Origin of the sequence: Methanopyrus kandleri AV19 (genome assembly GCF_000007185.1) — an archaeon.
GTDB classification, from domain to species: domain Archaea; phylum JAADCQ01; class Methanopyri; order Methanopyrales; family Methanopyraceae; genus Methanopyrus; species Methanopyrus kandleri.
In genome coordinates this window covers 1355993-1368257 of record NC_003551.1, presented here as the reverse complement: position 1 = coordinate 1368257, position 12265 = coordinate 1355993, and the positions used below count along the sequence as shown (strand labels likewise).

At 64.7% G+C, this 12265-nt stretch carries 11 protein-coding genes and 1 CRISPR repeat array; of the genes, 6 read left to right on the top strand and 5 right to left on the bottom strand.

Annotated features, from left to right (window positions below):
• The first annotated feature begins 1 nt into the window (after position 1).
• Both MK_RS07205 and MK_RS07200 read left to right on the top strand, forming a co-directional pair.
• Positions 2 to 961: a hypothetical protein gene (locus MK_RS07205; protein ID WP_011019714.1), complete on the top strand. Its 960-nt coding sequence runs from the start codon at positions 2 to 4 to the stop codon at positions 959 to 961.
• A 120-nt stretch (positions 962 to 1081) separates the two neighbouring features.
• The gene (locus MK_RS07200) at positions 1082 to 1939 is read left to right on the top strand and encodes a radical SAM protein (RefSeq protein WP_011019713.1); all 858 of its coding nucleotides are present in this window, start codon (positions 1082 to 1084) and stop codon (positions 1937 to 1939) included.
• 305 nt (positions 1940 to 2244) lie between these two features.
• On the opposite strand, the gene MK_RS09330 is transcribed toward MK_RS07200, so the two are convergent.
• The 3 genes from MK_RS09330 to MK_RS07190 all read right to left on the bottom strand — a co-directional run bounded on the left by MK_RS09330 (position 2245) and on the right by MK_RS07190 (position 3792).
• Positions 2245 to 2565 carry a hypothetical protein gene (locus MK_RS09330; protein WP_226988631.1) on the bottom strand — a complete coding sequence of 107 codons (321 nt, stop codon included), beginning with the start codon at positions 2563 to 2565 and terminating at the stop codon, positions 2245 to 2247.
• Complete coding sequence (locus MK_RS07195) at positions 2546 to 3118, bottom strand: hypothetical protein (protein WP_226988630.1); 573 nt, start codon at positions 3116 to 3118, stop codon at positions 2546 to 2548. Before MK_RS07195 ends, MK_RS09330 begins: the two co-directional genes overlap by 20 nt.
• 62 nt (positions 3119 to 3180) lie before the next feature.
• Positions 3181 to 3792: a DUF1678 family protein gene (locus MK_RS07190; RefSeq protein WP_011019711.1), complete on the bottom strand. Its 612-nt coding sequence runs from the start codon at positions 3790 to 3792 to the stop codon at positions 3181 to 3183.
• A 1011-nt stretch (positions 3793 to 4803) separates the two neighbouring features.
• A CRISPR array of direct repeats spans positions 4804 to 5562; the repeat unit is 36 nt; unit sequence CTCGCAATTAACCCGCAATAATATGGGTAATGAAAC.
• Positions 5563 to 6009: 447 nt separating this feature from the next.
• Between MK_RS07190 and MK_RS07185 the strand changes: the two genes are divergently transcribed.
• Positions 6010 to 6213, top strand: a complete 204-nt coding sequence (locus MK_RS07185; RefSeq protein WP_148679785.1) for a hypothetical protein — start codon at positions 6010 to 6012, stop codon at positions 6211 to 6213.
• Positions 6214 to 6538: 325 nt separating this feature from the next.
• On the opposite strand, the gene MK_RS07180 is transcribed toward MK_RS07185, so the two are convergent.
• Complete coding sequence (locus MK_RS07180) at positions 6539 to 6769, bottom strand: hypothetical protein (RefSeq protein WP_011019709.1); 231 nt, start codon at positions 6767 to 6769, stop codon at positions 6539 to 6541.
• Complete coding sequence (locus MK_RS07175; RefSeq protein ID WP_011019708.1) at positions 6766 to 7605, bottom strand: hypothetical protein; 840 nt, start codon at positions 7603 to 7605, stop codon at positions 6766 to 6768. The genes MK_RS07180 and MK_RS07175 overlap by 4 nt, the downstream gene beginning before the upstream one ends.
• A gap of 238 nt (positions 7606 to 7843) precedes the next feature.
• On the opposite strand from MK_RS07175, the gene MK_RS07170 reads away from it, so the two are divergent.
• The 3 genes from MK_RS07170 to MK_RS07160 all read left to right on the top strand — a co-directional run bounded on the left by MK_RS07170 (position 7844) and on the right by MK_RS07160 (position 11987).
• Complete coding sequence (locus MK_RS07170) at positions 7844 to 10432, top strand: hypothetical protein (RefSeq protein ID WP_011019707.1); 2589 nt, start codon at positions 7844 to 7846, stop codon at positions 10430 to 10432.
• Positions 10433 to 10970: 538 nt separating this feature from the next.
• Positions 10971 to 11465, top strand: coding sequence for a hypothetical protein (locus tag MK_RS07165; RefSeq protein WP_011019706.1), 495 nt, complete (start codon positions 10971 to 10973; stop codon positions 11463 to 11465).
• A 333-nt stretch (positions 11466 to 11798) separates the two neighbouring features.
• A complete protein-coding gene (locus MK_RS07160; RefSeq protein WP_011019705.1) occupies positions 11799 to 11987 on the top strand; it encodes a hypothetical protein in 189 nt (62 codons plus the stop codon).
• Positions 11988 to 12265: the final 278 nt, after the last annotated feature.

Sequence of the window (12265 nt, the reverse complement as noted above, 5' to 3'; positions counted from 1 at the left end):
CTTGCTCCCCTACCTCGTCCTAGGACTAGTCCTAGCACTAGCCCCAGCCTCAGGAGAACTGCTGATCCGGGGGAGTCTGTCCGAGGACAAGGCGTTCCTGAAGGAGTACCTCGAGTCCGAGGTACTACCCAAGTGGAAGGACGACCCGCGCGTGATCGTGGATTACAGTGATTGGCACCATCGGTTGGTCTACCTACCGGACAGGGACCTGTTCGTGGGTACCGACGGGCCGGCCACGGTGACCGTCGGACCGGGTAGCGTTCGGGTGGAGGTTCAGCTGGCCACGGTGACCGAGGCGGGTAGGGAGTCGATCCAGGTCTCGAAGAGCGTGCGTGATCCCGCGGTGGTCGCGAATTCGGGGTTCGATAGTGTGACCGTCCTCGTCGGCGACTACGTCTGCGGGGTGGAGGAGAAACTGGTCGTGGGTGGCCCACCGTATTACATCGCGGTCCTGAAGGAGGGTGACCGGGTGATCGACAGGGAGGATTTGGGTGGCCTCTCGGTGTCGGACGTTGAGTACGAGGTATACTCGGACCGGGTGGTCATGAGGGTCCTGGGGTTCGGTGAGGGGGGCAAGCCGTTGGCCATCATCGTGACCTTCGACCTGAAGGACGGTAGGATCCTCGTGGACAGGGAGGAGATCACGGACGCGGCGCTGATCGAGAAACTCTCCGGGGAGCTGGTGGAGTACCCCGAAGGGGCCGTCCTGCGCACGGGCTCGGGGGTCGAACCCCTGTACGTGAAGTTCGGCGCGCCGAGGGACGACCCGTTGGTCCGGTTCATCGACAAGGTCGTCCGGATGTACGGGCAGGGTGCTAGCGAGGAGGAGCTTCGGCGGGTGATGAGCGAGCACTCGAACGTCGAGTTCCTGTTCCCGGAGAGGGGCGGCGGTGAAGAATCGGGGCTCCCGGTCTGGGTACTACCGTTATTACCGGTGCCGCTGACGGTGAGAAGGCGGTGAGGCGGTACCGGACTACGCCCCCTCCTCGATCCCTCCGGTGAGGGTACCCGTGACCGTCTCGGTTCGGGACCGGGAAACGCTTTCGTCCCCGTCCCGCGGTCCGACCCGGGGCCGCCGTCCTTGTCCTTCCACGTGACCGTGGACGTGACCACCGAGTGCCCCCACGACTGCCCGCACTGCAACCTCCGGGGGACGCGGCGCGCCGGGCACCTGGACCCGGAGGTCCTCGAGCGGATCCTGGCCGAGGTCGCGGACCGGTACGACCTGGACTTCGTGATCCTGACGGGCGGCGAGCCCTGCCTACACCCCAGGTTCGGGGAACTCGTCGAACTGTGCCGGAGGTACGACGCCGGCGTGGGCGTCAACGTGGCCACGGAGGTCCACCCCGCCCTGGCCGACGTCGACCACGTCTACGTGGCCCTCGAGCCGCACCGGGGGTACGGGCTGGAGGGCGCCCTGAGGACCTGGGAGGAGGTGGCCCGGCTCGAGCCGGACGAGGTGTACGCCAACACCGTGGCCTGTCGGGACACCTACGGCGAGCTCAGGAGGGTCAACGAGGTTGCGGTCGAGCTGGGCGCCGCGGCGCACTTCGTCATCGCGTACGTACCCCCGGGACCCGACGATCCCCTGGACGACTACCCGCACGACGAGCTGCCCGGGCTGGTCCGCGGGTTGAGGCGGGCCTGTCTCGCCGGGATGCCCTACCAGGAGGAGGTGCCCTTCAGCTCGTGTCGGCACGGGGAGTACAACCTCCACGTCCGGGCGGACGGCGAGCTGACGCCGTGTCAGCACTGGAAGACGTACACGCTGGCGGACCTCGACGAGTTCGAAGGCATGAGGGGGCTCGAACCCGAGGGACCGTGCCGGGACTGTCCGAGGTTCGAGGAGTGCCAGGGCGGGTGCAACGCCTACGCCTGGAACGTCGCGGGCCGGCTCATGCCCGATCCGCGCTGCCCCAGGGTGCGGGGCTCGCCGTGAGGTCCCCGATGGGGTGACGACCGCGGCCGCGGACCCGTGGAGGTATCGCCCGCGGGGATCCCGGGAGCGTCGGGGTACCGGACGACCGTGCGAGAGGGTCACCGGACTCATCGTCGAACCGTCGCCCCGGTGTCGGTGACAGATCAAGAAACCAGAACTAAGTGAAGAGAAACAGGTACGTTTAGTATCCTGGTCCACGGCGCGTCCACGGGTAGTCCTCGGGACGGGGATACGACCCCACGGACTCCCGGCCCGTGTGCATTCCCCGAGCGGCCGGAGGACGTTCGACCACGGGCTCGATGTGTTCAGAGGTCGGGCGTCCGAGGCTCGGGTTCCACCCACCAGAGCATTTCCGGACAACCCTCGCGCAGGTACCACTCCAACCCCGCTCTCAACTCCCGGTACAGGTGCCTCAGACCCTCGCACTCGGGTAGGTAACCACCGTACACCCGATCGGGCTCCGTGAGGAACTCGCGGAGTACGACCGCGTGCGCGTTCGCGCCGACCATCGCCGCGAACCCCAGCGGCTCGTACTCGAGCAGGGCCACCGGCGCCTTGACGTCCATCACGACGGGCGCTACGAACTCCCGGCACTCCCTCAGCCTCTCAAGACTGACGTTGGTCATGTTCGCGCCCGTGATCGCCATCACGTTGTCCGTGTAACCAGACCTTCAGGTGACTCTCCCCGTCGGTGATCACCCGGACCTCGAACCCGGCCTCGACCCAGGACTCGATCGCGTCCTCACCGACCGCACCGTCGTCCCGTACGAGGAGCCTCCGACACTCCGCCCGGACGTCCTTCGGGTCCATCCCGAGCCCGTCCATCACGTCCTCGAATACGTCCAGCCCGCGCGAGGTGATGAAAAGTACAGAGGCGTCTGGGTCCGTGAACACGTTCCGCAGGGTCTCGAGACCGGCCTCCTCGCACGCTCCCCCGACCCTCACGGGCACGCCGGGTAGCCTGAGCACCTCGAAGCAGGCCTCCAGGAACTCCTCCTCGTCCACCAACCTCCCGAGCTCGAACCGCCTGAACAGGTCCTTGACTTCCCACAGCACCAGCTCCACCGAGTTCCTATCCTCGGGGAGCTTCTCACCCGAGGCCGGATAACGCTTCACGAGCTCGAGCACGGCGAGCGTGGTGACGTCCAACGCGAGCCCGTAGAGCGAGCGCACGTCCAACGGACGGACCCCCGGCCCCCGTACGCCGCGTCCGGTCGGTGGCGATCCCGTGGCGGTGCGTGTCAGTACTCGAGTTTCCAGCGTTCGAGCTCTAGGAGTACGTCGGGGATCTCGTGTTTCCCGTCGAGGGACTTCCTTCTAGAACGGATGATCTTATTCAAGTGACTCGAGTAATGCGCCGGCCAGCCTCCCAGGGTCCTGATCAGGAAGGATTCCAACCGGTCGGGGAGTTCCTCTAACACGTCCCGGATTCGCGGTGAGTTCGAGGGTCTGGCGTCGAATGTCAGTGCGAGCCCGCGGGCGAGTACTCGTCGCGCCCGTTTGTATGGTAGATTCGAGATCTCGGTCAGGAGGGTCTTGAGTACCGAGCGGAGATTGCGCATCAAGTGCCGCGCGAGTTTCAAAACCTCGTTCCGATCAAGGGAAACCAACCACTCGACGAAGGAAACGCTTTCGTTTTCCGGCTTACCCAAGTAGAGGGTCCTACCGTGTTTGAACCGCGAGTCACACCTCCACCTCGCGACGTAATAGGGACCGCACGTGCTCCCGTTGACGGTCCGGTAGGTCACCTCCAGGCTCGGCTTCTTCCCCCGGCGGTAGACCTCCCTCAGGACTCGGAGGGCCCGGATCCGTTCCACGGGGTCCGAGGGTATCGGGATACGCGATCCGACCAACCCCGGCACGTGATCCCCCGATGTGCCTCCAAATTGTATGGAGTCAGGGGTAGAGCGGTACCTCAGGATATAAGCCTTGCCATCCGGGGCGGAGGACCCACCTTCTTCGATTGGCCATACAATCTGAGCTCGGGAGGACCATCGAGCCACGGGGCGCGAGGATCACCCCGGCGAGGGGGTCACCCTCCGAGGCCGCGTCCCCCACCGGAACTCCCGGCATCCGGACCCACACGACGGTGGTAACTCGAACGGCCGACCGGCGGCGATTTGGAGACGTCCTGAGGCCCTAGAACGTCACCTCGGAACCTCAGGAACCTGAGGATAGAGCCGAGAGCGGGCCCGACCCGGGGGAACCGTCCGGCTCCACGGTTACCAGTCCCACGGGACTGGGCCGAACGGTAGGATCCGGAGTCATCGGCGGTAAGTCCTCTCACGTCGGAGTCGGCCCGGTTGGTATGACTAATAACGTGTTTATGCAATATTAAGTCGTACTAATTTTTTACAGGGCTAATCAACGTGATGGAAAGGCGGGTTTTTCTCCGTAGGAGACGGTGGTTCTGGGGCGCTTTAGTATTGAGTATTACTCTACTCACTCATACTTACTGATATCGCCTAGACTTTAGCTGCAGCCCAACTAATGCACTTTAATAGTGCAAATTCTGCACTTTACTTCGCTTCGAAGAGATAACGATCCTAACCGTTAGCAAAGAATTATGATTCCCATGTGGTATCAAAGCTGTCTACAGGCACTATGTAATTATTACTTCATCAAGTTAACTTATTAATTACTCATCAGAAGAAACTATGATCTTCGGTATTACCAATGTTGTATATTAAGCTTTCGACTGAATGGAAACGAATTAGTATTGGATTTTAGTATGATTAAGTGTTCAGAGGAATCGGGGTAATCTTTAAATAGGACCAGTACACTGGCTCTGGCGGGTGAGGGGTGGGGAATCTCTTCGGTGGTTTCGGAGTGTAAAGGGTGATCCTCCGGGAAAACCGCCCGCCCTCGCAATTAACCCGCAATAATATGGGTAATGAAACTTGTTGCTACTCTGGCCCCTCTCAGTACGCTGTCTCGTCCGTGCCCTGGCTGTGATACTTCTCGCAATTAACCCGCAATAATATGGGTAATGAAACGCTCCTTAAGGACATCGTCATAAAGTATCGCTTTCTCCACGTTGCTGAGGCCTAACGCGCCGGCTCGCAATTAACCCGCAATAATATGGGTAATGAAACAGGACGCGGAAGTGAAAGTCGTTATCCCCCTAAGAGTCGCAAACCGGACACCTCGCAATTAACCCGCAATAATATGGGTAATGAAACGACTGATTCCCATAGTGCCGATAGCGCGGCGGCGAGCTCTGTGTCCACCGAGTCTCGCAATTAACCCGCAATAATATGGGTAATGAAACACTGACCACTCCACTGGGAACGCCATGATATACGCCGTGTAACTGCAACCCCTCGCAATTAACCCGCAATAATATGGGTAATGAAACTACTGCTCCAATAGACCCTCCACAAGACCGAAGCCTTGTCCGCGGGCTCGCAATTAACCCGCAATAATATGGGTAATGAAACTCTATCCCGCACTCTACGGTCACCGACAACCAACATGGGATTACTCCGCAAAACTCGCAATTAACCCGCAATAATATGGGTAATGAAACTAATCCTGCACCTTAAGTCTGCCTCTATGTTGTCCCAGATGCTCTTCCAACACACGTTCTCGCAATTAACCCGCAATAATATGGGTAATGAAACTCAATGACGTACCGAGCCATCGGTGATCCCGCTGGTGCTCCTGCCCTATAACTCGCAATTAACCCGTAATAATATGGGTAAATAATATGAGTAATGAAACCCGACTGCGCCAGGCGCGAGGTACTCGTCCCAGACGTTTTGTGCAACGCCTAAGTCTCGCAATTAACCCGTAATAACACGGGTAATGAAACACGTTCCTTCAAGGCGACTGTGTATTTTCCAGAATCCTGTTCCCGCCCACGGGGCCTCTCGATGCTAGCTCGCATAGACAATGAAACGTCAACTTCTCGCGCCTCACACGTTGTACTCTTACGAACGGGCCCCAATCGCCCGCGGGCTGGGCTCGACCCCTAGACGGAAACATCAAACGGGACGTAGGAAACGCCGACACGGATAAGTGCCCGTGGACCTCACCCGCCGCCCGGGGATCCCCTGGGGTCCCCGATCATGAGGGGCAGGTACTACCCGAGCACCCGCTTCCTGAGGGCGACTCTGGGGAGGCTGACCGGGGACCACGGTCTGTCGGAGGAGCGGATCGAGGTGGAACCCGTCGACGTCGCGCTCGAGCCACGGCGGGACCGGGAGGAGGTACGGGAGCGTCGGGAGCAGCGCGGACAGGACGACGGACGCGTTCGACGGGACCGCGAGTAGGGTCCTCAGCACCCGGAGCAGGGTGTCGAGCGCGCCGAAGATGTCGTACCTCGGCCCGAACAGGGCCAGGATCCACTCGATCTGGGCCAGGGGCAGCGGTAGGCTGACGACGACCGCGCCGTGAGCGCGTACCTCAGCAACGTGTCGGGGTCCTCGAGCGCGCGTTCCAGGTACCAGGTCGGCGGTCTCGAGAGGACGAGTCGCGGTAGGACTCAGTAGTTGGGCGGGACGTTGAACGTCGTCAGCTCGTTCTCGTCGAAGGCCCACTGGAGGAGCCAGGCGAGGGCGCCGACGAGGGGGAGCGGTAGCCCCGTGTCCGCGGCGATCAGACGGAGCCCCCAGAGGGCGAGCGGCACCCCACGAAGAAGCCCTCCGCGGGGACGAGGGCGCTGAAGGCCAGGTAGTCCAACGGTCCGAGGTAGTGGCGGGTGGCGAGGGCCGTGAGGTAGGCCGCCAGTCCGACGAGCGCGTACTCCGGTGGTAGCCTCGGGACGAACACCGGCCGGTGGAGGACGTCCGACGGCATCCCGAGGGCCCGGGTGAGCGAGACGGTCATGAGGCCGACGACACGCCCAGGGGCACGTCGATCAGTCCGTCGGGAACTAGCCGCGGGTGAACTGGGAGGATCGGGTCGGCGGTCAGACGTAGCTCCAGGATCGGCGTCCACCTCCCGAACCGGTCGTCGAGCGTGGCGATCCACGTGAGGTCCGTCGCCGGTTCGAGCGTCCAGTCGGGCGACGCCGGGGTCACGTACCACCTGTGGACGAGCAGGTCGGCCGCGCCCGAGCCCCGCCGTCGACCGTCACGTCGAGGTACCTCGATCCGAACGGGTGGACCACCGCGGGGCCCTCGCGGATCACTCGTACGACCCCAGCTTGCGACCGTCGTGGGAGCACACCAGGATGCGGACGCGGAGGGTCCCGGGTCGCGTGACGGATCGTGGGGAAGGATGTCGGGTCCAAGAGGACGCCGTGAGCCCCGAGGATCGCCTGCAGCGGGGTGGGCGGGGTCTACCTCGGCCCGGAGGGCCACCCTCGCCTCGCGCTCACCGACCCACGCGGAACCGGTCACCGCGCACTCGATCGAGCGTCGGCCGTCCCGCTCGATCACGCGGACCGCGGGCCTCAGGAGCCGGACCACGGGCTCGTTCCCGGCCCATCCCCAGATCAGGGCTTCCCGGGGTCGGACCTCCCCGGGTCCCAGAACGTGACGTCGAGGTCGCAGCTGGGGATGGAGCAGCGCACCCTCTCGGGGCGGATGCAGCTCAAGCACAGAATAGGCACGTACCTTACCCCCGGGGTACGAGGCGTCGAACAACATCTCGACGTCGTACAGATCGACGGCGTTGGCGTCCAGTACGCGGGTGAGGACCTCCTCCCGGGGGAGTCGCACCCGCCCTTCCAGGCACAGCGGAACGTGACGTTAGGGGGCGTCTGCAGGCCGACCGACGCCTCCAAACCCGCTAGCCAGTCGTTCGGCTCTCCCAGACAGGGCTGGACCAGCGCGAGGGCGACCGGGACGGGGGACCGTCGCTACCATCCCCTTCCCCCGCACCGGCGCCCCACCGGGCCCGAAATCCATTTTGTTTAGTTTTACTTAGTTTTACGGAACGCAGATCGGGGGCGGCCGGGTGGTGGCCAGGTGGGCGGTGACGATCCCGCTGATCCTGCTGACGGTGGGCCCGGTCGCAGGTCAGCCCATCCTCCAGGGGAGCTCGTCCGACGACTGGTGGTTCGGCTGGAAGTACGTGCGCTCCGAGGTGTTCCAGCGGTGGGTGGACGCGTACTCCCCGGACGGCCCGCCCGTGCTCGTGGACGCGGAGAACATGTCGGCACCCGACGTCCTCTACCTCCCGGACCGGGACGTGTTCGTGGTCTGCGGGACCTCCGAGGTGAGTGTCGGACCCGGACGCGTGGAGGTGTCGACGGCCGCGGACGGGTTCCGGGAGTCGACGTCGCTGGACGTGCGCGGGCCCGCGGTCGTGGACGCCTGGCCGGACCTGGTCGCGGCGCTGCTCGACGACACCGTCTGCGAGCTCCGGATCCTGCGGGAGGGCCAGATGCCGCCCTACGAGGCGGTCATCCGGAAGGGAGAGCGCGAAGTCGCCAGGGAAACGTTGGATATGGAGGACATGCTGCGGGAGGTCGTGGAGTACGCCGTCTACCCGGATCGAGTGGTCTTCCGGGTCCTGGGCCGGCCGGTGCCGAAGAGTCTCAACCCGTCGTCACCACCGAACCGCGTCATCGTGTACACGATCACGTTCCTGCCGCGCGAGGGACGCATCCTCGTCTCCAGGACCGTGAGCCGGGATCCCCGGCTCCTGTACCGTCTGGCTCAGTTCGCGTCGACGTACAGTCCGACCGTTCAGGTGGGCGTGCTCAAGACGCCCTCCGGCGCACTACCCCTGTTCGCACGCTTCCAGCCCCCCTGGGAGGACCCGATCATCGAGGCGGTCGACCGGGCGGTACTGGCCTGGCGTAACGCGGACGAGGCGGAGCTCCGGGAGGTGCTGCGCGAGCACCCCAACGTCCGCCTGCCCGAACCCTGGTGGCGGCGGAGCGGAGGGAACTCCGTCTGGACGCCGCTCCCGCCCTTCGCACCCGTCCGACCGGGACGCCGGAGGCTCCGGCGTCTCGCGGCGCTAGTCCTCCTCGCGCTACCGCTCGCGGTGGCTCCCGCCTCGGCGACGACGGTGACCGGGGGCGCACTCGGCGACTACCAGCTGCTGCACGAGTGCCGCGAGCGGGCGCTCCAGGAGCTCACCGGTGGGGCGCACGTGACGGTGTACGTGAACCCGTCCGGGCGGTCGTACACCTGCACGTACCGGCCCGAGGACGGCTCGTTCGTGGTCGGCCCGTCATCCCGGCTGTCCCCGTGGGACGCGATCCAACCGAAGCTCCCCGACCCGGCCGTGATCTCCGTCGGTAAGTACCTCAGCAGCTACCTCGTGTACCACGCGGGCCGCACGTACCTTGTCGCGCCGGTCACGGACCTCGGGCCGGTCGTGTACGTCCTCGAGGGCGACTCGGTCCGCGCGTACCTGGCCCCGGAGTGGGTCTCGACCCTCGTCGGCCGGACGCGTTGGGCGGACGCGACGTTCGAGCTCTCCGGGCGGGGATGCACGCTGCGCTACTACCTGATCCGGGACGAGGACGTCGTGGAGCTCACCGTGAGGATCGACTTCAGCGCGGAGCGGCCGGAGTTCTGGGGTCGGGTGGTGAGCGACCCCCGGGCGATCAAGGAGATCGAGGAGCGGGCCGAGCGGGTGGAGCGGCTGAGCGGGAGAGTCGGAGGGGTGGTCATGCACTCGCTAGAGGGTACACGCCCGGTCCTCGTCACCTTCGAGCTGCCGGAGGATCACCCGCTCAGGCGGTTCATCGACGAGGGCATCGACATAGCCACCGACCCCGTGAACACGTCGATGTCCCGGCTCCTCTCCTGGTGGTTCGAGTGGAAGCGGAGGTTCCCGAACGTCGAGCTCCTACCGGACCCGAGCGACCCGACGGCGGGGACGTTGTGTGCCGTCCTCCGGGAACCGTGGCTCGCGATCGTCCCGGACCTGCTCACGGCGGTGTGCGCGCTCCCCCTCGACCTCGCGCTGACGACGCTCGAACGCCGGCTGTACGACGCGTTGGAACCCCGGGTCGAACCGTGGATCCGGGATCCGCTCGGCCGGTTCCTCGCGGCCGTCGCCTACTACGTTCCGGTCGGCCTGCTCGAGGAGCTCCTCGGGAGGCTCCTGATGCCGCCCGTCGTCCGATCGGCGGTGATACCCGTCCTACCGGTGGTGGGCCTCCGGGTCCCGGAGTGGGACGTGGACGAGGACGTGAAGGAGCTCTCGGAGCGCGCCCTCTACTGCGCGGTGGCCCCCGTGGTGGACACGGTCGCGATGCACCGGGTCGCCGAGCTCGTCGGTTCGCCGGTGATCGCCGCCTTCACCTACGCCCTACTGGACACGCTCTGGAAGGACCGGGGCCGGTGGCTCGACGTCGGTTACTGGCTCGCGTTCCCGGTCACGATCCTCCTACCGGCGATCGGCGGATCCGTCTTCTCCCTGCTCTGGAGCTCGCTACCGCAGCCGCTCGCCGCCCTGCTCTACGGTCTGCGGAACACCCGGATCCTGACGTCCCCTCCCGCGGTCGTTCCGGGCTCGGTACACAGGCTGGTGCAGGTGCTCACCGCCGTCGCGCTCTGGACGCCGTTGGGAGCGCCGACCTGAGAACGTCACCCAGTCCGAGCGCCCCGTCCACGCGGCTCCTATCGCGCCCCGGCCCGCCGACGATCCCCCTTGGTCGGACGGTCCGAGCCGCGAGTACCCGGGGCACGGGAACGAGACGTCCCCCGAAACACCCCCACGCTCCGGATCTCGTCCCGGGATACGCCCTCGCATCGGCCCGCCTATCGTTAGTATTTTCGTAACGATTCTGAGAACGCCGAGAACAACCCACCGGCCCGACCCGCATCATTCCGCACTAGAACAGCGAGCTCATTATATTAAGAGATTTCGGGAACGATCGGCCGGTGGAGAGGCCGCGAACGTCGCTTTACTCCGGGAAAGGCCGATCCGGCGGACGTTCCGTAGGATAAGGAAACTGATACGTTTCCCACATCGATCCACCGGCGTCGTCGACCCCGGACGGCGCCCGCCCGCGGTCATGGACCCGTAACGACGGCACCGGAGTCGGTGTTCCCGGCATCGCAAACGTGAATGGTAGGGCTCGAGTACCGGGGACGCCCTCCCCACCCGGGTGGTTCGGATGTTCCTGGTCCGAGTCCTACTCACGGACCCCGTAGGACCGCACCTGGAGGCCTACGGTACGGTACCGCCCGAGGCCTGGTCACTCCTCGAGGTCGTACTCCAATCGCTCGAGGGACGGATCGACAGGCTGCTGGGTCTCGAGCTGACCCCGGCCAGCGTCGCCCTCGAGTCGATCGCCGGTGACGTCGGCGTGGTACTGCTCACGAGCACGGACCCCGAGCCGGTCGTGCGCTCGGTCCGACGGGTGTTCGGGTCCTGCGACGTCGAGGGCGTGTACCGGGAGGACGTCGGCGAGGCCCGGGAGGAGCTCGAGGACATGGTCCCGGAGGACACGATCGTCTCGCGCGAGCTGGACGTGCTGGGGAGGGACTGGTGCGTGCTCGGTGCCGGCACGGCCCTCCTCTCGGGCGGGAAGGTGCCCGCGCTCGAGGAGATACGCCCCGGCGAGATCCGGGCCTGGAACTCGTTCTCGAGGGAGTGGTTCCGGGCTTGAGGTGACCCGCGTCCCGCCCCCACCACGTCCCCGCACGGGGACTCCGACCATAACTCGAAACTGATTCGTGTTTGTTTGTATGATGACGGTTTCATAATATCCGGAACCGACACCCGGGAGGTACGGGCCTGAACCGGAGGGTGAGGGTGCCCCTTTCAGTCGGTTTCTCCGGAATTCTACCGTGCGCGACTGAGGCTACTCCTCTCCAGGAACGGAACCCCGAGCGGATCGTCCACGACCTCCGGGGCGAACGGTCGGGAGTGACGGCGGACGCACCGCCGCAACCGTGAGAAGAGTTAAGACCGATCGCGTGTCGAACGTCCCCGGGGGAGGTTGCTGCGCCTGATCAAGCGGATCTTATGGGGGATCCTCTCCTACCTCCACGAGATCATCTACCTGGAGGAGCTGCTGCTCGCGATAGTGGACCGTACGATCGTCGTTCTGTTACTGCCGATTCGACTTCCCTATAGACTGTTGGAAACGGTCCGCCGGGCCCTGCGGCGGGGGCTCACGGGCACCTAGAGACCGGCGGAGTTCGACCGACGGAATCCGGACCCGACCGGCTAGACCGGCACTGCCCTCGAAGGTAGTGGCCGGCCCGGATTCAACGCCGTAACACGCCGTCGGGCGGTCTTCCCGCTCCTTCCTCGTGCACGGTATCGTCCCCAGAAGACGTGGGGTGCGTCACGGACCGAGGCCGACTCCCCGTTCCGACGCATCGGTTTCCGAAACGCGACTACGGTTTCCCGTCCTAATTTCCCGGATGTAAACCCCGGGGATCGCCGCGTTGATCCACCGTA